A 23,667-nucleotide genomic window follows, 5' to 3' on the forward strand; every position below is an offset into this window, starting at 1 on the left:
TACTTCCAATCTATAATTATTTCCAATTTTATATGATATTGTGATTATAACTTAATTACCATTGTGATACTATTTAATTATAAAATACAATTGTTATTTGTTGGGGATTTACTCTTGTGAAGAAAGTTATGACTTCAATGCTCCAGGGGTTAAAGCACTTAAAACGATGTTGAGAGGGAGCAAACCTATGCCAAAACTAGCTGAAAACTTGAAGGCGCTCAGAGTACAAAATAAGTTATCGATGCAAGTAGTTGCGGATCATCTGAAAATAGCACGGGCAACTTATAGTAACTTCGAAACGGGGAAGGGTGAACCAAACCTCAAGTTGCTGGTGAAAATGGCGGACTTGTACAATGTTTCACTCGATGAACTCGCAGGCCGGCAATTTACGCCGAACGGAGTAGTCATCGATCAAGTAAGAATGAAGACAGAGATGAATAGGGAAATCAATGCAATGGTGAAGCAGATTGCCAATGAATTTATCCAGAGCAAAGAAGCGGATATCGTGAAACGAATCAAAAAGAAGTTCAGTTTGGCATAGTATACTTATAGAGTAAACAATGAAAAAAGACTGAGCAATCCAGTCTTTTTAATTGTCCATGGAGGATTGCAAGCTAAAAAGGGGGCGGCAGAATGGACTACCGGATCAAAGAGCAAACAGGATTCTCGCCGAAAGTCGGTGAGCTTGTGTCGATGCTCGAGTATACACGTGCGGTTACATTGGCGGATGTAGAAGGCTTATCGACCGAAGAGCTTGATTATTTGGCTGACGGGCAAGCGAATTCGATCGGGGCGCTATTGATGCACATGGCGGCGATTGAATTTGTCCACCAGGTCATCGCATTCGAAAACCGCGATTTAACGGAGCGAGAGCTGGAGCAATGGCTAGTGCCGCTTGAGCTTGGGGACAAAGCAAGAAATGAAATCTGCGACCAGCCGCTTGATTATTACTTGGCTGAATTAAAAAAGGTCCGGGACCGCACACTGTCGCTTATGGAAAATGTCGACGATAGCTGGTTGTACGAAGAAGGACAGTACTTTAACGGAGTTGTCTACAATAAGTATTATCTCTGGTTTCATGTCGTGGAAGATGAAACAAGCCACCGGGGGCAGATCCGGCTCCTCAAACGGATGCTGGAGAAGCAAAAATAACGAAAATGATATTTTAATGTCCAATCGCAACTAGCCGCTTGACTTCTCCCGGGGAGATGCTAATATTTATAGCAATTGCAAAAAGCAACGACTAATATTGAATGATGAATGAGTAGGCTCATTGCGCGCAGCAGAAAGAGACTGGACGGAGGGTGGAAGTCCAGGCAGCAATCGGGGTGAATTACGCCATCTGTAGTTTCAACGGTCAATTGAGTGGATGTTCCAAAACGGAAGATCAACTAGGGTGGTAACGCGGAGAAAACCTTCGTCCCTTTTTTTTAGGGATGATAGGTTTTCTTTTTTTATTTTCACAATACAGGAGGAACTGGACATGTTTCATATTAAAGCGATTTTATCACCGGGCACGAAAGAAGCGGCAGCGCTGGTCGCACTGGTCGTCGTAATCATTAGCGCCAGCATCATCCGATTCGAAGCGGCGCCGCATGTGCCGATCTTACTGGCGATCTTGTTGCTGATGTGCTACGGATTGGCTAAAAAATTATCGTATCGCGAACTGGAGCGGGGACTGATCGAAGGCGCGGGCGCAGGAATGGGCGCCGTGTTCTTGTTCTTCTTCATCGGCATCCTCATCAGCAGCTGGATGATGAGCGGAACGATCCCGACTTTGATCTATGCCGGGTTCAGCCTGGTGACGCCATTATTTTTCTTTGCGGTGGTCTTTGTCGTCACGGCGATCATCGGGCTGTCTGTTGGCAGCTCGTTGACGACAGTGGCGACGGTCGGCGTGGCTTTGATCGGCATCGCCGGAGCGCTGGATTTGTCGCTGGCCATCACGGCAGGCGCGATCGTCTCGGGTGCCTTTTTCGGGGACAAGATGTCGCCGTTATCGGATACGACCAACTTGGCCGCTTCCATTGTCGGCGTCGATCTCTTCGAACACATCCGCAATATGGGATGGACGACGATTCCTGCTTTTATTCTGACGCTGATTTTCTTCGGTGTGTTATCGCCGTCGGTTACTTTGGACCATACCGAGGACATTGCCCTTTTCAAGGAAGGTTTGCTTGAGACGGGGTTGATCCATTGGTACGCCATGGCGCCTCTCGTCGTCTTGATCGCCTTGACGGTATTGAAAGTGCCTGCGGTTTTGACTTTAGCTGCTAGTTCAGCGGTAGCGCTTGTCGTTTCTTTGTTCCACCAGAGCTTGCAAGCCTCGTCGATGCTCGGCATCCTATTCGGCGGCTATGAATCAAAGACTGGGATTGACGAAATCGATGCGCTGCTTTCACGAGGCGGCATGGAAAGCATGTTCTTCACCATCGCTTTGGTGTTGCTCGCACTCAGCATGGGCGGATTATTATTCAAACTCGGCATTATTCAAAGTTTGTTGGCGAAAATCGAAAGCCTGCTGAAGAAAGTGTCTTCTGTCATCGTCGCGTCCGCCTTGACGGCGATCGGCACGAATATCCTCGTCGGGGAACAGTATTTATCGATCCTGCTGACGGGACAAGCGTTCAGTGAATCGTACGGAAAAGTCGGACTGGCCGGAAAGAACTTGAGCCGCGTCATGGAAGATGCGGGGACGGTCGTCAATCCGCTCGTTCCGTGGAGCGTCTGCGGGATTTTCATCGCCTCGGTGTTGGATGTTTCGACATTGGAGTATTTGCCGTTTGCGTTCTTCTGCTTGCTGTCGCCTCTTTTGACGGTGTTGCTCGGAGTGAGCGGGAAAACTTTGACGTATATTGAAAAATCTCCTGTAAAGTGAATGCTAAAGAAGCCAAAAAAGGGCTGTCGCCAAGGTCATGAAGATGACTTGGAGACAGCCCTTTTTTGATAGTTCTATTGATTAAGAAGTTCCTTGCGATTTTGGGAACCGGTCTTGTGCTTTTTTAAAACACCGTACAAGCCGAGTGCCATTTGAATGAAACTGAGGAAGAAAAAGAACACGAGCGGCAAATACCAGTCGCCGAGTAATACAATCGGCAATGCCGCACTTAAAAATAACAGGATCCCTAAACTAAGATTAGCGACAAAAAATATCCTCGTTTTCTTCATAAACCCATAAACCGCTGTCACAGCGTTTCCGATTCCGAAGATAATCATTCCATACATAGCTAAAGCGGACCAACTAGTAAAAGGCATGACGCCGACCCACTCGGGTGGAAATTCTACGAAAACCCCCATGACCGGCAGCATGGAAATGCCCATAAAAAACGCGCCTAACGACATGGCTAGATTAAATGCAGCGACCAGTTTTGTCAGCAAGATCTTTTCCTCCTTTGTGTTCGAAGAATGAGCGAGATGCTCTGAAATTTCCTGTTTCCAAAAAGCGAAGGAAGTTTAGTCTACTCTTCCTCCCGGTATTCCAATACGTCTCCAGGCTGGCAGTCGAGCACTTTACAGATGGCTTCGAGCGTGGAGAAGCGGATCGCTTTCGCTTTGCCATTCTTCAGGATGGACAAATTGGGCATGGTAACGCCGACTTTTTCGGATAGCTCGGTCATGCTCATTTTGCGCTTGGCGAGCATGACATCGAGATTTATGATTATTGGCATGGTATCACCTCAGACCGTAAGATCGTTTTCTGATTTGATGTCGATGGCGTGCGTCAGCAGCTTCTGCAAAACCGCTGCGAAAACGGCGATGACAAGTGCGCCGAAGCCGATTGCTGCGCCCATGAGGATCAGTCCCGGGGCATCATCAATTTCTGCGATGATGTAAAACAACGGCATCGCGAGAACGTAAATGCCGGTAATCACCAGCGCACACCGTTTGATGTTTTTGATCGCCGTCACTGAGCGCACAGAGAAGGCGATATTGTCATCGATAAAGCTCAATAATTTATAAGTCTGGTACAGCGCGACGAAATACGCAACCGCCGTTGCATAAAGCAAGGCGACAAACACATATTGCAAAAACGCCAGCTGATCCGGCCCGTCCTGGATAATGCTCGAAAGCGGTGGCACCACGAAGATGCAAAGCGCGATGACCGGCAGCGCCATGAGGAATAGCACCACTTTCAAAAACAAAGTCTCCCGTTTCATAAAACACACCTCTTTACTTGTTAATAACCAAAGTATAGCGATTTATTTATCGTTTATCAATAAATAATTGTTGTTTAGCGATATTACAATTTTGAAAGGGAAGGATGAACAGATGCATTTCTAATCAGTTTCTAACAAGTTACGCCTATTAATTAAAGAAAATCATCATAATTGTAAATTCCCTAGTCTTTTATTATCAGAATATTGAAAAATTTAATAGAAAAGAGTACACTGAGAGTGTTTAGGCCTATGGAAAATGTCGCACGCCATCCGAATTTATGGAGTAAAAAAGGAGGAGTAGCAGTGACTAAGTTCGAAGAAAAACAGCCTTCTGTATCCGTCGACAAGCTGATGTGGATGTACGAGCAGATGGTCAAAATCCGCTATTACGAAGACCAGATGGTGGAGGCGTATACGGAAGGCAAGTCGCCGGTGTTCAATATCGGTGAAGGCCCCGTGCCAGGTGAGATGCATCTCGCGACCGGACAGGAACCAGCCGCCGCAGGCATGATGGTGCATTTGACGAAGGACGATACGGTAACGGCGCCTCACCGTCCGCACCATCACGCGATTGCCAAAGGCGTCGATCTGAAGAAAATGACGGCGGAGATTTTCGGCAAGGAGTCGGGGCTCGGAAAAGGCAAAGGCGGCCATATGCATTTGTTCGATCCGGAAGTGAAGTTCTCGTGCGGCGGCATTGTCGCAGCCGGGATCCCGCATGCGGTCGGTGCAGCAATGGCGAATAAGATGAAAGGAAAAGACTGGGTCGCCGTCGCATTCATCGGCGAAGGGGCAGCGAATGCCGGTGCGTTCCATGAATCGCTCAATTTGGCAGCGCTGTGGAATTTGCCGCTCATCGTAGTCGTCGAAGACAATTCGTACGGTATTTCAGTGCAGAAATCGGCATCGACTTCTGTCGAATCGAATGACCTACGCGCTTCGGCGTATGGCGTTGCGGGGGCTTATGTAAAAGATAATGATCCGATCGCGATGTATAAAGCCGCAGAAGAAGCGGTCAACCGGGCGCGCAACGGCCAAGGCCCGACAATCATCGAAATCGAGACTTTCCGTTTCCTCGGCCATTTCCAAGGCGACCCGGAACTGTACCGCGACAAACAAGAAGTGCCTGGACTTCGCGCACGCGATCCAATCATGAAACTGCGACAGCAGCTATTGGATGCAGAACAAGTGAATGAATCTGAACTGGAAGCTATCGAAACTCGAGCCAAAAAAGAAGTTGATGAAGCGTATCAGTTCGCACACGACAGCGATTATCCGAAACCTGAAGCCGCATTGGATGACGTCTTTACATCTTAAATCCGGAAAGGAGCCTATCCGAAATGGAGACAGCGAAAAAAAGAATGCTGACGGGCAATAAAGCGATGGCGGAAGCAATTGCCCAGGAGATGGAGAACGACAAAAACGTATTCGTGCTCGGTGAAGATATCGGAAAATACGGCGGCATTTTCGGTTCAACGCAAGGCTTGATGGAAAAATTCGGGCCGGAGCGCGTGCTCGATACCCCGATTTCCGAAACAGCGTTTATCGGTGCGGCGATTGGAGCAGCGGCAGAAGGCATGCGGCCGATTGCGGAATTGATGTTCGTTGATTTCTTCGGTGTTTGCATGGACCAGATTTACAACCATATGGCGAAGATTCCTTATATGTCCGGCGGCAATGTACGCTTGCCGATGGTGCTCATGACCGCGGTCGGTGGAGGCTATAGCGACGCCGCGCAGCATTCCCAAACTTTGTATGCGACATTCGCCCATATGCCGGGAATGAAAGTGGTGGCACCAAGTACGCCATATGATTTGAAAGGCATGATGACCTCTGCAATTCGCGATGACAATCCGGTCGTTTTCATGTTCCACAAATCATTGCAGGGCCTCGGCTGGATGGACCAGCTCGATTATGCGGTCGGCCATGTGCCGGAAGAATCGTATACCGTCCCACTCGACAAGGCGAACATCATGCGTGAAGGGAAAGACGTGACGATCGTCGGCATTCAGATGATGACGCATTTCGCGATGGAAGCGGCTGAACGTCTCGCAAAAGACGGTATCGAAGCGGAAGTTATCGACCTGCGCTCCTTGGCCCCAATCGATAAAGATACCATCATCAATTCAGTGAAGAAAACGCATCGGCTGGTCGTCGTCGATGAAGATTACCGCTCGTACGGCATGACCGCAGAAATTGCGGCCATCGTCTCGGAAGAAGCGCTCTATGAACTCGAATCGCCAATCAAACGCTTGGCAATTCCAGATGTGCCAATTCCGTATAGCCATGTACTCGAAGATTTTGTCTTGCCAGGCCCGACTAAAATTGTCGAGACAGTCAAACAGATGATGGATGAAGCGTAAAAGGAGGCTAGGGAATGCATGATGTAACGTTGCCGAAGCTGTCTGAAGATACAGATGAGAGCTTGATTGTGCTATGGTTTGTGGACGAAGGCGATTACGTCGAAGAAGGCACCGTGCTTTGTGAAGTGCAGACGGAAAAAGCGGTGTCGGAAATTCGTGCCGAAACGAGCGGGACGGTGAAGAAAATTCACGTAAAGCGTGGAGATTCCGCCAAAGCTGACACATTGCTTGCAGTCATCGACCCAAAAGGACAAGCTGCCGAGAACACGGGGGCTTCCGAAAAAGTCCATCTCGAACAGGCAGAGGAAAACGAAGCGTCACAAGAGACCGCGAGCTTTACCCGCGTGTCGCCGAGACTTCGTCATCTCGCGAAAGAACTGGGCGTTGAACTTGAAGACGTCAATGGCACTGGAAAGGGCGGGGCGATTACCGAGCAGGACATCCGCGATGAAGCGGGATTATGAATAGAAAAAAGGCGCAACCGACTTGATCGGTTGCGCCTTTTTTTATTGATGAATAGATTATTCATTCCCTCTGAACCAGAGTGAGAACAGCACTTACGCCGTTATTACGCGCGACTTTATAAGCAGTGAAATAGCTTGAAAAATGTCTGTGCTTATTGAGTGAAGCGTGAATGAATAGTCTTATTCCATTATTTCCGGATACACCGTTTCCGCAACTAACTGCACGGCTTCGCCAATGCGCGGCCCAGGGCGGGAAGTGATGTCGGAATCGATGAAATGCACTTCGCCGTTCTCGATCGCTTCAACAGCCGACCAGCTGTCGCGTGCTTCGATATCACCAACGGCATCTTCCACATAAGACACGGTTGTTAAAATGACTTCCGGATCGCGGGTGATGACTTCTTCTTCAGAGATATTCGGCCAGCCTTCCAGATCATCAAAAACGTTGGTCACTTGGGCGTGGTTCAGAATCTCTTGCTGGAACGTCGATTTTCCGGTTGTGTAAATTTCAGGGGACGGGCTGATTTCCACGTAGACTTCTTTTTGCTCTTCGACCGCTGCGAGGCGTTCCTGGACATCTTCGATTTGCGTTTGGATGCCTTCAATCACTTCAGCACCTTTTTCTTCCTTGGCAAGAACAGAGGCGATTTGTTCGATATCGCCGTATACTTCGTCGAATGAAGTAGCCGATTCAATAACGAATACCGGAATATCGGCATCTTCAAGCTGGGAAAGGGCAGGTGGCGCTTCGCCGGTTGAATAAGCCAGGACGACATCCGGGTCGAGCTGGATGATTTTCTCGGCATTGAATTCAACGGAATCACTGACGCGTTCGATGTCCTGTGCCGCTTCCGGGTAGTTGTCATAGTCAGTTACGCCGACCAATTGATCTCCGGCATCGAGTGCAAAGACGATCTCGGTGTTGCTCGGGATAAGTGACACGATGGTTTCAGGCGCTTGCTCGAATTCGAGTTCTTCGCCGCGGTCATCGGTGACGGTGTACGGTGCGTCGCTTGCAGTTTCAGTTGACGATTCTTCTGTTGTTTCTTCTGTAGCTGGTGCTTCGGCAGTATCATCTTGGCAAGCACCGAGTGTTAAAGCGAGTGGAATGCTGAGTAAGAGAAATGATTTGATTTTCACGAGTGAGTCTCCTTTTTCTTCATGCGTTTTGTTGGATAGGATTTGCTGACAAACCGGATTTCATCGACGCTGTGCCGTTTATTGGCGTAGACAGCCATCACGAAAAAGACATTTGCGAGCAGGTTGGCATAGTCCATCAAATGCTCCGGTACTTCGCGCTCAAGCGTTACGTGGTGAAGGGCACGGACGGACTTTTTCGCTTCACTGCGGCATACGTGAAGAATGCATGCACCGTGCGTTCCTTGCGGCAGGACGAACTGGTCGATTTCTTCTTTCACTTCCGCCACGTAACGGTCGTACAAGTCACTGAGATCGGCGAGGTCTTGTTCGGTAATGGCGAGTTTCCCGCGCACCGAGCCGTTCAAGTGATAAACCATCGGCTGCAGGTAACGCAAATCATCGATGATTTGCAGGTTGTCATTGACTGATATGGCTTCGCCGATGCTCGTCGTCAAGGAATCGGTGCGGATCTCGAAATCGACCGTTGAAGCACTTTCCCTCATGAACGGGTAGCACAAATAGCGCATGTCTTTTTTCATCTGTTCACCTCCAAAATAGTGTCCGTAAATATCAGCAGACGTATCGCTTTCAAAAAAGAGACAAAAAAAGCCACTCTCAACGAAGAGAGTGGCACGATTGCGAATATCCAGCACAAAGCTGTCCATAGGAAAAAGTTGCCGTAGATCCTCTTATCTTCCGAAGAGCAAAAATACGTTCAGAAAAAGGTAGGTCTCCTGGCTTGTGCATCGCTTTACTCTAAGGCCTTCCCGGGTCTCCCCAGTGGCATCTCTTATTTCATACGCACTTACAGTTGCGGAAACAGCTCCGGATTTTCACCGGATTCCCTGTTACGCTGACGAATCAGCACCTTTTTCCTGCATGATTATTTACTTAGTTTCAGTGTAGCACTTTTGATTTGAGTTTAGGAGGGCTGGACGAAAATGTTTGGAGCATAAGTCGACAGAATAGGGGGAGGGGGATGAAAGTTTTATCAGCTGGGCATAGGGTCTATTTTTTGAGGGTAATTGAACAATAGTAGGAAAGTGAGTGGTATTGCAAAACTTCAAGGAGGGGAACTATGGAAAATCACAATGGCCTGACATGTCCATTTTGCCAATCGGAAATGAAAAAAGGATTTATACAGAGTGGCACAAGACTCGCGTGGGTGCCGAAAGTATCCAAACTGAGTGCTGAACCGAGCCTGACTAAAGGTTCTGTATTGTTATCGGAACAAAGCCGTTTTTCCATTAATCATGTCGATGCTTTTCTGTGTGAATCATGCAAGAAGGTCATCATTGATTATGAAAGCAATGAACAAGAACAATAACATGTATTCACTTGAGAAAAATAGCAGATCAGTTTTTCCATCAAAATAAGAAAAAGAGTAGCGACGTCGCTGCTCTTTTTTGCTTTGAATAAATGAAGTGTTCAAGTCATTAATTGCAGATTTGATCAGTAGCGGCTGTACAGCCAACACTTCCTACAAGCGCACATATCGCAGCAAGTCCGAGACCGCCAAGGCCTGTTGTGATTCCTAAAGCGCCAGCAAGAGCGTAACACGCCACACCGCCGCCCGTTCCGCAAAGAGCGCCTACTGCATATTCACAAAAAGAAGCATACGCAGTGAATTCGTTGCCATTTTCACTGGCATTTTGACTAGCGCCTTTGATATTCTTTTCTGCATTGGCCACAAAATCTTCATGGCTTACTTCTAAGCCATCTTGATCCAACAGGCCTCCTTCATTATCGACCGTTACGTTGTAAACTTCAGTTTGTTTTCCGTCTAGGTTGAAGACTGCCTGGATGTTGATGTTGTCGTCATCCATTTGTTTAGCAAAGAGGGCTTGGTCTGTGATGACATCACGGTTTGCCACATCATATGTGAATTGTACGTAAGCCAAGTTTTCGCTTTGTTTAGCAAGTTCATCGAAGATAAATTCGACATATGCGATATCGCCTTTAGGACCTGGGACTGTGTTGATGATGATGTTATCAGTGGAGATGGCATTGATTTTACTGATCTTTTTATAAACTTGGTATTCATCCGTTTTTTTCAAGGTATTTCTGATTTGATTAAATTCCTTTTGACTAACATTTGAGGTCCCTTTTTCAAACATTGGTCCTTCAGCTTGAGCAGCGCCTACAGAACTGAATGCTGATGAAACCAAAAGAATGGCCACTGCTACTAACATGAAGACTTTCTCAAACGATTTAATCGACATAGTTAACCTGCCTCCTAATTTTTTCTCTTTTGTGATATAAGCATGAAAGAAACAACCAAGGCGAAAATAAACAGAAACAACACAATGCCTAATTCCAAATTCGTGTCAAACATGTGCCTCCCCTCCTTCTCAAATGTGTCTTTACTATAATTTCCAATTATTTAACTTTTAAACTTATTTTTTGAAAATTAAAAATAATTATAAAAAAATAAATAGCCATAAAGCATTCCGAATGAGAACGTGCTTCCCTTTTTCTTGCCCACATTATTGATAAGGGGCAGCAGAAGCGGTCTGTCATTTATTAGTTGATCAACATACGTGTTATAATACCGCTAACTAGAGTAGAGGAGGAGTTCAACATGCTACCAACAAATTTGACAGAAGCGTTAAACGCTCAATTCAATAACGAACTTCAGGCAGCACATGCGTACATAGCGATGGCCTCGTACTTTTCAGGAAAAGGGTATCACGGATTTGCCAACTTCTATTTGATCCAATCACGAGAAGAACATGTACACGCGATGAAATTCTATCATTATTTGGTAACGATGGATGAACAGCCCGTACTCCAGGCGTTAACAGAGCCAAGAAACGAATATGAAAATGCTTTGGATGTTGTGGAAGCGTCACTTGCACAGGAAAAGTCAGTGACGGCAAACATCTATAAATTGGTAAGCTTGGCGGACGAACTGCAGGAACATGCTACGCTTTCATTTTTGGATTGGTTCATCGAAGAGCAAATGGAAGAAGAAAAAATGTTCCGCGACATGATCATTCGCATAAAAGGCATCGAAGAAGGCGGCGAGTATTTCCTGAAAATGGACGACGAGTTTGCCGCAAGAAAACTGGAAGAATAATTGGGTAGAAAACAAACAGCACACGGCTTAGCGTGTGCTGTTTGCTTTCATGGAAAGAAGTGGTGGGCTATTGAAGAAAATCGGATTCTACCGATGCAACTTGACCGCCATTTGAGTAATCAAATAGTAATCGGTCTTGCTCTTTAAGTTGAGGATCTTCTGAAATCAATAACACAGCATGTTGTTCTCCATCAGTGATAGTAGCGGGGAGCTTGCTGATTTTGTTTTTCTCCCACTCTTTGGGAGAGTTCACATTAGAAACATTGAGCAAATAAGCTTCTTTTATTGAAATGCCGCCAACTTTAACGGCTGCTAACTTTGTGCCGTTAGGGATATCTTCAGGGGTAAAAACAATTTTCATGTAATAGTCGGAGGCTTGCTGGTATTCTGAGATCTCAGTGACCAAGAAATCTGCTTCATTAGAACAACCTGACATCAAAAATAGTACTCCGAATACCCCGATGATAGACTTTTTCATATAGTTCCTCCAAAAGAATTTTGGTGTGTCTCCGTTTACCAAGGTTGTTTAAATGAACCTTCGGGTTAGTGTAGCTGCGGATGAGACAGCAAGCACAGCAAGATGACTAACATAAGACGCTAAGAAAATTTTTTTACACATTCGCTCCCATATTTACAGCGACTGCTCTCAAAGAAAGCTATTAAGAACTTGAAAAGTAAGAAGTGAGGTCGTGTATTTCAAACAGAGAGCGATCATCATTTAGCAAAACTTCATAAGTGTATTCTTTTCCCTGCTCATTTTTCACGATAACTACATACCTTCCTTGACCATAATTATAGTTAGTACCACCGTGAAATAAAGGCTCATTTTCATCATAAGAGTTTGCTACTTCTACAGCTGCATAATGAAAGACAGCCATTTCATTTTCTTTATGCTCACTATACAGATATGTCGACCCAAGGATGATTCCGATAAGCAATACAGAGATGAAAAATATGGCGAAGATTCTTTTCATGAACTGTGCTCCTAGGTTTTATTTTACGGCTGCTTTTAATTATTTACGAATACTGATAATGGCCGATTGTCGATACTGTCCTCATTTTCTATTACAATAAGTACTTCAAAAAAATTGGCTGGCACGGACCCAGTGAAATACCGAGCTCATGACAGCCAATTCGCTTCATAGCCTTAAACTCTAGCTTTAAGGGCTCGCTAGCTACCCAATCACTTTTTTTACGTTAGTTTAGTTAACCATTAGTCCCCATCCCTCTGTGTATCCATCATAGGGCTTACATAATTCGTCCAATCGTTTTTGTATCGCAATTATCTCTTCGTACTTTAAAAGCATGGTGATAAAACAATAACAAGTCCATTCTTCCATTTCCTCATCTTGTTCTAATTCACAAGTAAATCCATCACTTCTTAATGTTTCTAAAACAACTTCACCACTCTTTTGATCCGGAACTGCTATCACAAAATCAAGGTTTTGTGGTTCTTTAAAATCGACACCTTGTTTATATAACATTTTCAATACTTGTCCATCTTCATCGTTAGGAAATACTGTCATGTTTTCGTCTCCTTCAGTTCTTGAGTAGTGAATTATTTCTCATTAATTTTTACCGCTTTTTACAATTAAACTACTTCATCAGGAAGGTAATCAAGAAAAAACGTCGATCATTTTAATTAATAGTCAAATTCATAAATTTTCATGATACACCTTGACTTAAGGAATGATCATTTTCTAACCAATCAATAATTAAATCGACAATGATTTCTTGTTGTTCACTAACGGTGATCTGAGCCTCATTGTCGCCAGACTGACTACCATACACGCCAAAATAAGCGTGGTTTCCGCCTGGAATTTCAATGAAATCTGTTGTTTCCGGTAAGTTCGAGCTGTTTTCCTTAATTTTTTCAGGAGTACTTAATCCGTCTTCTGAACCGCTTATGGATAAAACGGGTAAGTTGGATTCACTTAAATAGTCATTGCTTGCTGCGTATGCCCCAAGCAATATGAGTCCGTTGACACGATCTAAATGTTGATCGGCATACATAGCGGCTGCTGCGCCTCCCATGGAATGGCCCGAAACATACCATTCGATGCTGTCGTCACTTTCGATCATTTCATCAGCTTTTGACACATCTAGAATTGATAAATTTAACCTGACTGAAGGTATGGCGACTGTGATATTTTGCTTTGATAATTCTTGTGCCAAATAGCCGTATGCTTCAGGTTCGACTTTTGCACCAGGATAGAGAATCAAACCTTTTTCTGCATTTTCTGCTCTATAGATATACCATCCGTCCTCGGGTTCTATAACTCCCTCCATTTCGATTTGATCATCATCTACCGCTTCAAATGTATTTTGAGACCATATAAAAAAGATGGTGAAGCTCAGAATTACGAGTAAAGCCAATGTGAAAAGCGAGATGAATAGGGTTTTTTTGTTTAGAATTTTTTTCATCCTTATTACCGAATTATTCCTAATCCAATCAAGTAGAAAGATATAGACAATCCACTAATTAGGACTATAAATAATTTTCCTTTCTGGGTTTTTTGAAAGTATTAATTTAATTCGTATTAAATTAAAGCTTCGTCCAACTTAAGTATGGATATTAAAGGGATGCAATTACTAATATGCAACTGTTAATCTTTCACTTTTCCTTTGAAATATAGGTGCAAGCGCAAAAAAAGCAGCCGAAGTTACTCTTGCCTAGAAGGTTTGCTAAACAATTTGCTCTTGAAGCCAAGAAATTTTGAGAGCAATTCGAAAGGTGCTTTATTTCTCTTTTTGCTCCGAATCTTTTCTATAGTTAGCTTTTAAGGTTGTATTAATATTAATTAAAGCCATTAATATGAGAGCGTAAAATATCTTGTGTAAATGAATAAATAGAAAAAGGAAGACCTTTTCTTGTAGAATTAAGTCACCACAACCAATTCACAGAAAAGAGGCCTTCCCTATGACTCAGTTTACAACAGATATTATGCAAGCTCTAGTAAAAAAAGAAGACATCTCCGAAGTTTTTCGCAAACATTTGGAGACGGCGGTGAATACACTTCTTCAAACGGAACTAACAGCGTTCCTGGATTACGAAAAATACGACCGCATCGGGTTTAATTCCGGCAACTCACGCAATGGTGTCTACACGCGGACACTCCATACGGAGTATGGGGATTTAGAGCTTTCGATGCCACGGGACCGGAACGGCGAATTCAACCAACAGACGGTCGCTCCGTACAAGCGCTCAAACGATACGCTGGAAGCCTTCGTTATTCACATGTTTCAAAAAGGCGTGACCATGTCCGAGATTTCGGACCTGATCGAGAAAATGTACGGCCATCATTACACGCCACAAACCATTTCCAATATGACGAAAGTCATGAGCGAACAGGTCGAGGCGTTTAAATCTCGTCCGTTAGAACAGCGTTACGCGTGTGTCTATCTGGATGCAACTTACATTGCCCTCAAGCGCGACACGGTCTCGAAGGAAGCCGTCTATATTACGATTGGCATCCGAGAGGACGGCTCAAAAGAAGTCTTGGCCTATACAGTGGCACCTACGGAATCCGCATTTGTTTGGGAAGAAGTCCTGTTGGACTTGAAAGAGCGCGGTGTCGAAGAGGTGCTTTTGTTTATCTCCGACGGCTTAAAAGGCATCACTGATCGCATCTTCGCGGTCTTTCCCGATGCTCAATATCAGGCGTGCTGCGTCCACTTGTCGCGTGGGATCCGCCACAAAGTTCGCGTTACCGATCGCAAGGAGATTCTGGATGATTTCAAATCGGTCTACCGGGCAGAGAACCAAGAACTGGGTGAAAAAGCGTTGAAAGCCTTTGTCGACAAATGGAAAACGGCCTATCCCAAAGTGGCGAAATCGTTGGAAGCGAATCCCTATATTTTCACTTTCTACAGCTTCCCAAAATCCATTTGGCGAAGCATCTATTCAACGAACCTGATCGAATCGTTCAACAAGAACGTAAAGAAATACAGCAAGCGCAAGGAGCAATTTCCGAACGAAGATTCCTTGGATCGCTTCCTGGTTTCCCAGTTCGAAATCTATAACCAGAACTTCTCCACCCGTTGCCATATCGGATTCGATCAAGCTCGTGCAGAGCTGACTGAGATGTTCAAGCAAACCTAATCGATATACATACAAGAAAAGGATTTACTTATTTACACATAATTATTGACGGTCTCATTAATATAAAACCAAGCATTATGAAAGTTACAATTTCACCTGTGAAAAAAGATACAATTCCTAATATCATGGCGTATACCCCGTACCACCTATTGTTCATATGTAAGATCTCTCCTTCGCTTATTATAGTTTTAGTAAACACAATATTTACTTAAGGATACCAGAATAGCCAATTATCGTATCAGCTCAAAGATAAAACGAAAGGACAGACAAAAAAAGAGTGGCTGTGGCCACTCTTTTCTAAAGCGTTTACCCAACAATCGAGTTGGTTTGCTGAAATATTTTTTAAGTACTAGTGAAAAGGCTTTATACCTACAATACAAATATAGAAACGCCAAAAATAAATATCGTAGTGATCAACAGTAACTTAAAGTGTTCGGTTTTCTTATTAATTAACATTTCAACTAGTTGTACAACATTTGATAATCCTATGGAAAGGAGCATACTGAAAAGTAAAATATTCATGTTGTCTGGTGAAGGCCTCTCAGTCGTTAGCGCTGCCACAGAAACGAATATAACTCGAACGGCAAAGTAAGTTGCAACTACATTTGTAAAAAACTTTAAGAAAAAAAACACCTTACTTTTTCTATATTCTGTTTGAATTTTATCTAATATCTTCACTTTCGCCACTTCACTCCTTCATTAATAATCTGATCGGTTTGTTTAAACTAACATGCCAGTAAATATTACATCAGAACACCGTTTACTGCTTTATTTAATTTTTCAATAAGGGCATTAAATCCTTATGAATCAATTAGTTATTGGGATTTTATCTTTGTTAAGTGGAACATATGATTGCTAGCAATGTCTACACAAGAATATTGTTCGGTTATAAAAATAGAGATCGGAGTCAATCAATAAAAATTAGAACTAGTGTAAGGCGCGCTGAAGAAAATAAAGAATAGTTAATATTAAGTTATAGAGTAAGAAAAAGTAGTAAACATCCTATCAGAGAAGAAGGTTTCAATTTTTTCTCTAGCTCTTTTTAGGTGTCTCATAATTCTTTTCAAAATCAATTTATTGTTAGCGTTGGCTAATAATGATTTTGAAAGGAATCGGATAAATTTTTAATTTGAATACATGAAAAATATTCCATTTTATATGATATATTTATGGTGTTATTCAGCACTTAAAGTAGGCAAAGGGGCGTTTATATTGCAATTAACTATTAGCACGACAGGAGACAATGTCAAAGCGGTCTCATACTTACTAGCAAAAAATCCAAATAATTTATATGAAAGAAACCAAAAAGGGCACATGGTACGCATGTTTTACAGCAGGTTTACCGATAAAGAGCTCGAGATGACTATTTTTGTTACGCCAGATCCGATTGAAATGAGCCAGAATGGATCGAATTCCTACGACATTACCCATTATATTAACGATCGAGAATTTGCCGTCAGCAGTATTTTTCTATCAATGATTCGTTCGGCTCTCGGAACAGCGTTGAACGGCCAGCCAAAAGAAGAGTATACGGAATGGGTCACCTATTCATTTCCATTCACTTTTGAACTTGGACCGGTCAATTCATCTTTGTCAGACCAGCAATTGATAGCTTTGTTTGAACCGATGGACTATCAAGTGCAGATAACCCGACCCGACATTCAATATTCTTTTCAATTAAAAGAAAAAAGTACAGTGCGGATGATCTCGTTAACTGGGGAGCAAACATTACAGAATGCACTGCGTCATCTATTTGTGTTGATTCCAGTGATTGACGACTACAAGCATTACTACATTGATGAAAAAGAGATTGAGAAAATCAGCAGATACGGAGAAGGCTGGCTCGAGCAACACCCGATGCGGGAAACCATCTACCGGCGTGCACTTCGTTTCAAAGAAGTCTATAGCCTGGTCGAGAATGGCAACGGAGAAGCAGCTGTGGAAAAAACGCAAGCAACTGAACGCATAAGAGGCACTTCTTTGAATGAACTGCGCTATGCAAAAATCTCTGAAACAGCGGCAGCCTTAAAACCGAAAAGCATCGTCGATTTTGGCTCGGGAGAAGGAAAGTTGGCTGTCAAACTGGGTTTTATTGACGGAGTGGAAGAAGTATTGGCCGTGGAGCCGTCTCAAGTGGAGACGATGAAGGCGGTTCGGCGCTTTGACAAAGTGGAAGATAAAGAGAATTTCGTGGAACCGGAAACCTTATGGGGGTCGCTGTATTATTTTGATGAACGCTTGAAAGAGAAAGATCTGATGATTTTGTGTGAGGTCATCGAGCATATCGACGAGCCACGGTTGCCGAAAGTGTTCGATTTAATCTTGCATCACTATGCGCCGAAATCACTCATCGTGACGACCCCAAACCGCGAGTACAATGAAGTTTACGATATGGCCGATCATTTTCGACATGCCGACCACCGATTCGAATGGACACGGCAGGAATTCCAGAATTGGTGCAAGAAAATTAACTACGCGGGATTGTATGATATCGAATTTGCAGGAATTGGTGAAGAGCATCCGGAACAGGGATGTCCGACGCAAATGTGTGTGTTCAAAAGGAAGGTGACTATTTGATGAGAATTGGCTTGCCGTACGGAGGAATCGTTTTATTAATTGGTCCCTCCAATAGTGGGAAATCCACTTTATTGAAAAGGCTCGTGGAAGAAGAGAAGATTTTACCGTCTGAAGTGGTAAGTTCCGATGAATTCAGGGTTTTGGTGAGTGACAAAGAATTTATAGATTGGCGCAACCGGCCGCAAGATGAAGCAGCCGGGTTATTGATTGAATACCAGGAGATTTCAGCAGAAGCTTTTGCCATGATGGACACGGTCATTGAAGCCAGATGCCGGTTGAACAAATTGGTGATGGTTGATGCCACACATCTCCGTTCAGAAGACCGTAAAAGATACATAGCGCTTGCTAAAAAGAACCATGTAGCGATTCAGGCGATTGTTTTTGATGTGCCAGAGCGAATTTTGACTGACAGGGATGAAGACCGTGATAACCCACGGGGAAAACGCCGCATCAAGCAACAATATCAGATTTTCCGCAATGAAAAACGCTTTATTAAAAAAGAGGGCTTTGCTTCTGTTTATACAATAAAAGATATATTGGATGTGGAAGTATTCAGGCATCCCAATCCAGTTGAAGTGGAGATAGAAAATGGCATCGACATTATCGGCGATGTCCATGGATGCTACGATGAGCTGATTGAACTGCTGGAAAAAATCGGTTATGCGGAAAACGAAGAAGGCTTCTATGAGCATCCGGAAGGTCGCAAATTCGTTTCGATCGGTGACGTCATGAGCAGAGGACCGGCTTCGCTTGAGACGATGTGCTTCTTCCTCAAGCATGTCAAGAGCGGCCGGGCACTGATGGTCGACAGCAACCACGGCTGGAAAATCGCCAGGTGGCTGGACGGGCGGCAAGTGGTCTTGAGCCATGGGGATGAACGAGTGGAAGAAGAGTTGTCGGTTTACGAAGAACGCGAAGGAATAGAAAAGGCTCAAAAGCTGAAGCTGCAATTAAAAGAGTTTCTGCTAGAGGCGCCTTCTCATTATGTGTTCACGAAAAATGGCGTCCGGACACTGGTCTGTGCGCATGCAGGAATCAAGGATTCGTTTATCGGCAAGCAATCCGAGGCCATCAGTGATTTTTGCCGATACGGGGATACGGGCGGGTTTGACGACAACGGCAAACCCCTCCGGAAAGACTGGACGGTGGGGCACGAAAATCGTTTGTTAATCGTATGGGGCCATGACCCGAAACCGAAGACCTTATTGATCAACAATACGATCAATATTGATCAAGGAGTTGTTTTCGGCGGCGAATTGACAGCTTACCGCTATCCGGAAAGGACTTTTGTGTCTGTTAAGGCAAAGAAAGATTATTCCGGAGCCATTGATAATCCACTAGCTGAGTGGGAAAAAAACCGGTTAAATGCACCGAATATCGCGAAGTTTATAAACGGTTATTCTGTATTGACTGAGCAGTTGAGTGAAGTGAAGATACCACAGGAATTGGTGAAATCGGCAATCGATGCGGTGTCGCATTACACAGTTCCCATCGAGCAATTGGTGTATATTCCGCCGACAATGAGCCCAACACCGAAACCATCCGCTTTGCCGCAATATTTGGAGCATCCTAAAGAAGCAATAGAGTATTTCAGAAGTAACGGAATTCACGCAATGATTGCGGAGAAAAAGCATATGGGCAGCAGAGGGATCTTGTTTTTATTTAAAGACAAAGAGACTTCATCAAAACATACCGGCATCGAATCGCTGGGCTGCATCTATACCCGGACCGGCAAACGCTTTTTCGACAACGAAACTGAAGCGCAAATGCTTCTGCAATTGAATGAAGAACTGACTCGAATAAATTATTTCGGGGAACACGGAACGGATTATGTGCTGCTGGATGCGGAAATCATGCCGTGGAACTTAAAAGCCAAGGAATTAATCAGCAGCCAATACGCGCATGTGGCGGAAAATGCCATACTCGACCGGTCGCTGCTGACAGAAAAATTGTCGGCTGCACTACCATCGAATAGCGAATTGCAAATATGGCTGGATGAATATGAAGAAAAGCTTGAAAATGCGCTGGACTTTCAAAAAGTCTTTCAGAAGTATTGCTGGGACATCGACTCAGACAAGCCTATCCAGATTGCACCTTTCCATGTATTGGCCCACAGCAACGGAACCTTTTTCGACAAACCGCATACATGGCACATGGAAATGAACCGGCAACTTGCCAGCCAATCCGAACTGTTTGTGGAAACGGAATTTAAAGTCATCACTGACCAAGCCAGTGAGGATGAAGTGATTCGTTGGTGGCAGGAGATAACGGAAGACGGGCATGAAGGTATTGTAATCAAACCTGAATTTTATATTGCCCGAAGCAAAGGCAAGTTGTTGCAGCCGGCCATTAAGGTAAGGGGCCGGAAATACTTGCGTATCATTTACGGCATGGACTATTTGGAGCAGAAAAACCTGGAAAGATTAAAAAATAGGAATACTGGTAAAAAGCAGAAGATGGCCTTGAAAGAATTCGCACTTGGACTCGAGGGCCTTACGCGATATGTAAATGGAGAAACGATTGAGCGGGTTCACGAATGCACTTTAGCCGCATTGGCCATGGAGTCTGACCCGGTCGACCCACGATTATAAACAGTAGAGTATGAACCGAAAGGCACTTCTTGCCTTTCGGTTTTTTGGATATAGAAAAGCAATAAGTAGAAAGGCATTCGAATGTGATAAATAAGAAGTTTTTAAGTTAGTAGAAGTTGCAAAACACTCTCGATAACTTATGTTAAAAAGCTATGGCATTGCTGGTATAAAAAAAGTTGCTTAAAAAGAAGTATCGGAAGGTATGCAGACAATATCGTTATATTCGGATTGAGTTTCTTCTGTTTTATATCTGAAAGTCGGTCGTAAAGTTGTATGTAAATTTGCAAACCTTCGTAAAGTAATTTGATATGTTTGCGAACGTTTTAAAATTAAGCCAGGCTATAAAAAACGCTAAAAGCGTTACTATAAAAGTTACTGCTTACGCGGTAAAACAATGAGTAGATTATTTGTCTCTTCCATAATTTAATTTCTGAGATTGAAGCATAATCACTTATACTGTTATACATAGTTTTTCATTTAATTAATTTTCTTTTGTTTAATGATTCCTATCACAATCGGAGTAAGTCCGATTAAAACCACTAATGGCAAAAACCAAGCGCCAAATCCATTGCTCCAGGCTTTAGCAACAAAAATGGATTCCACCAGAATCGAAGCGAGGATTATCAGTGAGATGTTTTTAAATTGATTCATCAGCTTTCTACTGTGTAGATAGAATTCTTTTGCATTAGTTTTGTTTAGTCGCTCGGGATAATTGTGAGATTGGGGAAATTTTTCGAGAAGCTGCAGGAAGATGATAATAAATGCACCGACTGCTGGCAAGACAAAAAGCTCACCTTTTGTTCCCCATCGGTCTACTTCTCCAAAAGCGTTATAGTGAACAGGAACTTCCTCTGGAAGTAGATTGTAAATGACCATGAGAAAGATTAAAGAACCAAAGTAAAATGTAAAGCCAATGACATCCCATATCCATTCGCTTTTTGTTCTGGGAATTTTAATTTTGGGGCGCTCCCACATGTTTAACATCCCTTTACACTCCTTTGTTTTGAACAATAAAACTTGGAATTTCTAAATGTGTTTTCATTACATATTTTTAATCAATGAAAAAGAGAATTTTTTTCTTTCTTTATTACTTACGATTTGAGATTAAATCAGTTTCGCTTAATTCACTGCTATCGTTCTAATCTATTAATGCGATTCTAAATTTTATATATCTGCATTATCGGAAGAGCGGCTCAAACAAGAGTCTCTTTTTCTTTGTGAAAGTTTACTTTTACGTACGCTTATTTATGATATTGTTAGCTCACGACTCAAAGACCCCAGTGTAATAAAAGCTTTTAAAAAGCTTCATAACACTGGGGTCTTTACACATAGAAGTTCTTGCAGTTGTTCATTTATAACTCCGCCTCTACTCAGCCAAGAACATTTCTTCAAGAGAAGGTTCGTTGACTTCCACACGAAAGATGTTCACGTGGCAGTTCGTGAAAGCGCGGATGATTTCGGCGATTTTTTGTTCGCTGCCGACGGTGATCGTGGTGAAGGCTGCGTCTCTTTGCAATTCGGTGCCGATCGTTTCGAGCCATGAGTATAGCTTTTGCGCTTCACCAGTGGGGGGACATGTTTTAATTCCTTCATTCCTATCGCTGGCCAGTTTCTTTTTTTACTTTTAATGAATCTTACAGCGATTACCGGTATTCATATGGATTAGCCCGCCTATTACGATGGCGATCATTAAGATAATACCTGCGATTAACAACCAATCTTGCTGAAAAAATTCCCCAACAAAGAGTAAAGCCATTGAAAACGTAATACCTAACATCAGTTTGCCAGTTGCTTTACATAAAGCCGCTTCGTCATATTTTGCTTTCTCTTCGGCTGATAGCGTGTTATAACCCGCAATTAAAATCGCGCCTTTCCCTTGTAAGAGGACCAGGCCCATAGTCAAAAATAATAGCATTCCACTAAGCGGAACAAGCATTTCCATCGTCGTGATAATGAACACCTCCCAATAAAAGAGTATCTGTATTAACTATACCGTTCTATTTCTTGGAAGGTTTCAGTTTTTCAATGAAGAAAGGTTCAATAAAACTAGGAAAAAGAGGACTTCTTTATCGACCTTTATTTGAAGCTGATGCATTGTTAAACTTCACTTTCTTCTGAACGCACTCGTTTACTAGGATTTTTTATTCTCCACAGGAAAAACGCAGTCAGCAATATATAAAATACTGTAGCGAAAATAATGAAGGTTCTGTCTTGAGGATAAGTAAAGGTATCATTCATAAATACGAGAAGGTAAACGATCCAGATACCGATAATTTTGAGAATTTGGTTTGTACGATTGGATTTAAACATGTCATCATCCTTTCGATTAGAGTCATTTAACTACTTTAATTGCTAATACAAAGCGAAGTTTTCACCCGTTTCAACTTTTGAGATATTATATTAACTTATTAAAAAGTCAGTTTTCCAAAGTGAAAACAGTATAGATACTTCCCAATAACTTCTGGTTGTCTTCGCTATACCATTCGGCTCCGATTACATATATTTTCGGCATATCTCCAACGACTTCAATTACACCTTCTTCAATGTTTTGAGTTGATATACTTGTACTGCCAGATTCTCCATCACGTTCATATGTAGTATAAGAAAAACGCGTAGGGTCGATTTCAGTCCCTAGCTCGACAGTTAAAGTTTGCTGGTCATCCACTTGAAAAATGGGAGCTTCTTTTGCAAGATTGTCCAGATCACTGAACTGATTATTAAGGAGGGCTTCGCTACTTTTACATTCTTCCCAACAAAGTGTTTGGGTGGACGTCTCTAATTGGTCAGCTGTGCTTATGGAAAATTGAGGGCGCTCGCTTGGAAGAGCCGCTTGTTCCGTCACAGGGGCCTCGACAGGTTGGCAAGCCACTAAGAAAAGGCTAGTGAACATTGTTATGGAAAGGGCTAAAGATTTCATTCAACTGAGTTCCTTTCTTCTGTTAAATAGCTAATCATGATTTTTATCAAAATACTTCACTGAAATAAAATGCAAAACAAAAGCAGAGGCTGAGGCAATCATTATGAAAGGGGTATAAGGGGTGGAATCTTCAATAAAAAATAAAACATATAATAAAAACACTAAAATGCCAGCAGATATAATTCTGACGATGGTTTCCATAAAAAACCTCCTTGCCTAAAATTAAAGTGACCCAATAAAAGTTGTTTCCAAATATTGTACATATACCCTACAATAG

27 protein-coding genes and 1 riboswitch are annotated in these 23,667 nt (G+C 43.2%); of the genes, 11 read left to right on the plus strand and 16 right to left on the minus strand.

The window, feature by feature from the left end:
* The first annotated feature begins 187 nt into the window (after nt 1–187).
* The 3 genes from G3255_RS04365 (at nt 188) to nhaC (ending at nt 2,878) form a co-directional block, all read left to right on the plus strand.
* A complete protein-coding gene (locus tag G3255_RS04365) occupies nt 188–541 on the plus strand; it encodes a helix-turn-helix domain-containing protein (RefSeq protein ID WP_211653457.1) in 354 nt (117 codons plus the stop codon).
* 92 nt (nt 542–633) lie between these two features.
* Nucleotides 634–1,152, plus strand: coding sequence for a DinB family protein (locus G3255_RS04370; protein WP_211653458.1), 519 nt, complete (start codon nt 634–636; stop codon nt 1,150–1,152).
* A 331-nt stretch (nt 1,153–1,483) separates the two neighbouring features.
* Nucleotides 1,484–2,878: a Na+/H+ antiporter NhaC gene (gene nhaC / locus G3255_RS04375; protein ID WP_211653459.1), complete on the plus strand. Its 1,395-nt coding sequence runs from the start codon at nt 1,484–1,486 to the stop codon at nt 2,876–2,878.
* A gap of 74 nt (nt 2,879–2,952) precedes the next feature.
* Here the strand turns inward: nhaC and G3255_RS04380 are convergent, their stop codons facing one another.
* From G3255_RS04380 to G3255_RS04390, 3 genes are all read right to left on the minus strand, one after another.
* Nucleotides 2,953–3,378, minus strand: coding sequence for a hypothetical protein (locus G3255_RS04380; RefSeq protein WP_211653460.1), 426 nt, complete (start codon nt 3,376–3,378; stop codon nt 2,953–2,955).
* Between the two features lie 80 nt (nt 3,379–3,458).
* A complete protein-coding gene (locus tag G3255_RS04385; RefSeq protein WP_058381523.1) occupies nt 3,459–3,668 on the minus strand; it encodes a helix-turn-helix domain-containing protein in 210 nt (69 codons plus the stop codon).
* A 9-nt stretch (nt 3,669–3,677) separates the two neighbouring features.
* Nucleotides 3,678–4,157: a DUF2975 domain-containing protein gene (locus G3255_RS04390; protein WP_211653461.1), complete on the minus strand. Its 480-nt coding sequence runs from the start codon at nt 4,155–4,157 to the stop codon at nt 3,678–3,680.
* A gap of 351 nt (nt 4,158–4,508) precedes the next feature.
* Between G3255_RS04390 and G3255_RS04395 the strand changes: the two genes are divergently transcribed.
* From G3255_RS04395 to G3255_RS04405, 3 genes are read left to right on the plus strand one after another with little or no spacing between them, the layout of a single operon-like run.
* The gene (locus tag G3255_RS04395) at nt 4,509–5,474 is read left to right on the plus strand and encodes a thiamine pyrophosphate-dependent dehydrogenase E1 component subunit alpha (protein ID WP_249222224.1); all 966 of its coding nucleotides are present in this window, start codon (nt 4,509–4,511) and stop codon (nt 5,472–5,474) included.
* A 23-nt stretch (nt 5,475–5,497) separates the two neighbouring features.
* Nucleotides 5,498–6,520: an alpha-ketoacid dehydrogenase subunit beta gene (locus G3255_RS04400; protein WP_211653463.1), complete on the plus strand. Its 1,023-nt coding sequence runs from the start codon at nt 5,498–5,500 to the stop codon at nt 6,518–6,520.
* Between the two features lie 14 nt (nt 6,521–6,534).
* The gene (locus tag G3255_RS04405) at nt 6,535–6,984 is read left to right on the plus strand and encodes a biotin/lipoyl-containing protein (protein ID WP_211655762.1); all 450 of its coding nucleotides are present in this window, start codon (nt 6,535–6,537) and stop codon (nt 6,982–6,984) included.
* Between the two features lie 180 nt (nt 6,985–7,164).
* On the opposite strand, the gene G3255_RS04410 is transcribed toward G3255_RS04405, so the two are convergent.
* Together G3255_RS04410 and G3255_RS04415 are read right to left on the minus strand one after the other, a co-directional pair.
* Nucleotides 7,165–8,124, minus strand: coding sequence for an ABC transporter substrate-binding protein (locus G3255_RS04410; protein WP_211653464.1), 960 nt, complete (start codon nt 8,122–8,124; stop codon nt 7,165–7,167).
* A complete protein-coding gene (locus G3255_RS04415; RefSeq protein WP_211653465.1) occupies nt 8,121–8,663 on the minus strand; it encodes a cobalamin adenosyltransferase family protein in 543 nt (180 codons plus the stop codon). The genes G3255_RS04410 and G3255_RS04415 overlap by 4 nt, the downstream gene beginning before the upstream one ends.
* A 168-nt stretch (nt 8,664–8,831) precedes the next feature.
* Nucleotides 8,832–9,011: riboswitch (cobalamin riboswitch) on the minus strand.
* A gap of 191 nt (nt 9,012–9,202) precedes the next feature.
* Between G3255_RS04415 and G3255_RS04420 the strand changes: the two genes are divergently transcribed.
* Nucleotides 9,203–9,451 (plus strand): PF20097 family protein, encoded by a 249-nt coding sequence (locus G3255_RS04420; protein ID WP_211653466.1) that lies wholly within the window; start codon nt 9,203–9,205, stop codon nt 9,449–9,451.
* A gap of 109 nt (nt 9,452–9,560) precedes the next feature.
* Here G3255_RS04420 and G3255_RS04425 read toward each other — a convergent pair whose 3' ends face one another.
* Nucleotides 9,561–10,346, minus strand: coding sequence for a halocin C8 precursor-like protein (locus G3255_RS04425; RefSeq protein ID WP_211653467.1), 786 nt, complete (start codon nt 10,344–10,346; stop codon nt 9,561–9,563).
* Between the two features lie 359 nt (nt 10,347–10,705).
* On the opposite strand from G3255_RS04425, the gene G3255_RS04430 reads away from it, so the two are divergent.
* On the plus strand, nt 10,706–11,203 hold the full coding sequence (locus G3255_RS04430; RefSeq protein ID WP_211653468.1) for a ferritin: 498 nt from the start codon (nt 10,706–10,708) through the stop codon (nt 11,201–11,203).
* Nucleotides 11,204–11,270: 67 nt separating this feature from the next.
* Here the strand turns inward: G3255_RS04430 and G3255_RS04435 are convergent, their stop codons facing one another.
* The 4 genes from G3255_RS04435 to G3255_RS04450 all read right to left on the minus strand — a co-directional run bounded on the left by G3255_RS04435 (nt 11,271) and on the right by G3255_RS04450 (nt 13,627).
* Complete coding sequence (locus G3255_RS04435) at nt 11,271–11,681, minus strand: hypothetical protein (RefSeq protein WP_211653469.1); 411 nt, start codon at nt 11,679–11,681, stop codon at nt 11,271–11,273.
* A 181-nt stretch (nt 11,682–11,862) separates the two neighbouring features.
* Nucleotides 11,863–12,177 (minus strand): hypothetical protein, encoded by a 315-nt coding sequence (locus G3255_RS04440; RefSeq protein ID WP_211653470.1) that lies wholly within the window; start codon nt 12,175–12,177, stop codon nt 11,863–11,865.
* Between the two features lie 228 nt (nt 12,178–12,405).
* A complete protein-coding gene (locus tag G3255_RS04445) occupies nt 12,406–12,729 on the minus strand; it encodes a ribonuclease E inhibitor RraB (protein ID WP_211653471.1) in 324 nt (107 codons plus the stop codon).
* A gap of 139 nt (nt 12,730–12,868) precedes the next feature.
* Entirely contained in the window at nt 12,869–13,627 is a 759-nt protein-coding gene (locus G3255_RS04450) for an alpha/beta fold hydrolase (RefSeq protein ID WP_211653472.1), read from the minus strand.
* Nucleotides 13,628–14,123: 496 nt separating this feature from the next.
* On the opposite strand from G3255_RS04450, the gene G3255_RS04455 reads away from it, so the two are divergent.
* Nucleotides 14,124–15,305 carry an IS256 family transposase gene (locus tag G3255_RS04455; protein ID WP_211652904.1) on the plus strand — a complete coding sequence of 394 codons (1,182 nt, stop codon included), beginning with the start codon at nt 14,124–14,126 and terminating at the stop codon, nt 15,303–15,305.
* A gap of 369 nt (nt 15,306–15,674) precedes the next feature.
* On the opposite strand, the gene G3255_RS04460 is transcribed toward G3255_RS04455, so the two are convergent.
* Nucleotides 15,675–15,992, minus strand: coding sequence for a hypothetical protein (locus G3255_RS04460; RefSeq protein WP_211653473.1), 318 nt, complete (start codon nt 15,990–15,992; stop codon nt 15,675–15,677).
* A 525-nt stretch (nt 15,993–16,517) separates the two neighbouring features.
* Here G3255_RS04460 and G3255_RS04465 point away from each other — a divergent pair.
* Together G3255_RS04465 and G3255_RS04470 are read left to right on the plus strand one after the other, a co-directional pair.
* Nucleotides 16,518–17,882: a 3' terminal RNA ribose 2'-O-methyltransferase Hen1 gene (locus G3255_RS04465; protein ID WP_211653474.1), complete on the plus strand. Its 1,365-nt coding sequence runs from the start codon at nt 16,518–16,520 to the stop codon at nt 17,880–17,882.
* Nucleotides 17,882–20,473 carry a polynucleotide kinase-phosphatase gene (locus tag G3255_RS04470; RefSeq protein ID WP_211655763.1) on the plus strand — a complete coding sequence of 864 codons (2,592 nt, stop codon included), beginning with the start codon at nt 17,882–17,884 and terminating at the stop codon, nt 20,471–20,473. Before G3255_RS04465 ends, G3255_RS04470 begins: the two co-directional genes overlap by 1 nt.
* A gap of 477 nt (nt 20,474–20,950) precedes the next feature.
* On the opposite strand, the gene G3255_RS04475 is transcribed toward G3255_RS04470, so the two are convergent.
* The 5 genes from G3255_RS04475 to G3255_RS04495 all read right to left on the minus strand — a co-directional run bounded on the left by G3255_RS04475 (nt 20,951) and on the right by G3255_RS04495 (nt 23,591).
* On the minus strand, nt 20,951–21,457 hold the full coding sequence (locus tag G3255_RS04475; protein WP_211653475.1) for a DUF1648 domain-containing protein: 507 nt from the start codon (nt 21,455–21,457) through the stop codon (nt 20,951–20,953).
* Nucleotides 21,458–21,839: 382 nt separating this feature from the next.
* Entirely contained in the window at nt 21,840–21,989 is a 150-nt protein-coding gene (locus G3255_RS04480) for a hypothetical protein (RefSeq protein WP_211653476.1), read from the minus strand.
* Between the two features lie 108 nt (nt 21,990–22,097).
* Nucleotides 22,098–22,415, minus strand: a complete 318-nt coding sequence (locus G3255_RS04485) for a DUF3784 domain-containing protein (RefSeq protein ID WP_211653477.1) — start codon at nt 22,413–22,415, stop codon at nt 22,098–22,100.
* 474 nt (nt 22,416–22,889) lie between these two features.
* Nucleotides 22,890–23,390: a hypothetical protein gene (locus G3255_RS04490; protein WP_211653478.1), complete on the minus strand. Its 501-nt coding sequence runs from the start codon at nt 23,388–23,390 to the stop codon at nt 22,890–22,892.
* Nucleotides 23,391–23,420: 30 nt separating this feature from the next.
* The gene (locus G3255_RS04495; protein WP_211653479.1) at nt 23,421–23,591 is read right to left on the minus strand and encodes a hypothetical protein; all 171 of its coding nucleotides are present in this window, start codon (nt 23,589–23,591) and stop codon (nt 23,421–23,423) included.
* Between the last annotated feature and the right edge of the window lie 76 nt (nt 23,592–23,667).

It is taken from the genome of Planococcus sp. MSAK28401, assembly GCF_018283455.1.
GTDB lineage: Bacteria > Bacillota > Bacilli > Bacillales_A > Planococcaceae > Planococcus > Planococcus alpniumensis.

Coding starts and splice junctions, on each gene's coding strand:
- G3255_RS04495 (WP_211653479.1), bottom strand. CDS start 23,591: ATGGAAACCATCGTCAGAATTATATCTGCTGGCATTTTAGTGTTTTTA.
- G3255_RS04420 (WP_211653466.1), top strand. CDS start 9,203: ATGGAAAATCACAATGGCCTGACATGTCCATTTTGCCAATCGGAAATG.
- G3255_RS04395 (WP_249222224.1), top strand. CDS start 4,509: ATGTGGATGTACGAGCAGATGGTCAAAATCCGCTATTACGAAGACCAG.
- G3255_RS04425 (WP_211653467.1), bottom strand. CDS start 10,346: ATGTCGATTAAATCGTTTGAGAAAGTCTTCATGTTAGTAGCAGTGGCC.
- G3255_RS04440 (WP_211653470.1), bottom strand. CDS start 12,177: ATGAAAAGAATCTTCGCCATATTTTTCATCTCTGTATTGCTTATCGGA.
- G3255_RS04430 (WP_211653468.1), top strand. CDS start 10,706: ATGCTACCAACAAATTTGACAGAAGCGTTAAACGCTCAATTCAATAAC.
- G3255_RS04370 (WP_211653458.1), top strand. CDS start 634: ATGGACTACCGGATCAAAGAGCAAACAGGATTCTCGCCGAAAGTCGGT.
- G3255_RS04450 (WP_211653472.1), bottom strand. CDS start 13,627: ATGAAAAAAATTCTAAACAAAAAAACCCTATTCATCTCGCTTTTCACA.
- G3255_RS04405 (WP_211655762.1), top strand. CDS start 6,535: ATGCATGATGTAACGTTGCCGAAGCTGTCTGAAGATACAGATGAGAGC.
- G3255_RS04445 (WP_211653471.1), bottom strand. CDS start 12,729: ATGACAGTATTTCCTAACGATGAAGATGGACAAGTATTGAAAATGTTA.
- G3255_RS04470 (WP_211655763.1), top strand. CDS start 17,882: ATGAGAATTGGCTTGCCGTACGGAGGAATCGTTTTATTAATTGGTCCC.
- G3255_RS04415 (WP_211653465.1), bottom strand. CDS start 8,663: ATGAAAAAAGACATGCGCTATTTGTGCTACCCGTTCATGAGGGAAAGT.
- G3255_RS04475 (WP_211653475.1), bottom strand. CDS start 21,457: ATGTTAAACATGTGGGAGCGCCCCAAAATTAAAATTCCCAGAACAAAA.
- G3255_RS04400 (WP_211653463.1), top strand. CDS start 5,498: ATGGAGACAGCGAAAAAAAGAATGCTGACGGGCAATAAAGCGATGGCG.
- G3255_RS04365 (WP_211653457.1), top strand. CDS start 188: ATGCCAAAACTAGCTGAAAACTTGAAGGCGCTCAGAGTACAAAATAAG.
- G3255_RS04435 (WP_211653469.1), bottom strand. CDS start 11,681: ATGAAAAAGTCTATCATCGGGGTATTCGGAGTACTATTTTTGATGTCA.
- G3255_RS04485 (WP_211653477.1), bottom strand. CDS start 22,415: ATGGAAATGCTTGTTCCGCTTAGTGGAATGCTATTATTTTTGACTATG.
- G3255_RS04385 (WP_058381523.1), bottom strand. CDS start 3,668: ATGCCAATAATCATAAATCTCGATGTCATGCTCGCCAAGCGCAAAATG.
- G3255_RS04455 (WP_211652904.1), top strand. CDS start 14,124: ATGACTCAGTTTACAACAGATATTATGCAAGCTCTAGTAAAAAAAGAA.
- nhaC (WP_211653459.1), top strand. CDS start 1,484: ATGTTTCATATTAAAGCGATTTTATCACCGGGCACGAAAGAAGCGGCA.
- G3255_RS04390 (WP_211653461.1), bottom strand. CDS start 4,157: ATGAAACGGGAGACTTTGTTTTTGAAAGTGGTGCTATTCCTCATGGCG.
- G3255_RS04490 (WP_211653478.1), bottom strand. CDS start 23,390: ATGAAATCTTTAGCCCTTTCCATAACAATGTTCACTAGCCTTTTCTTA.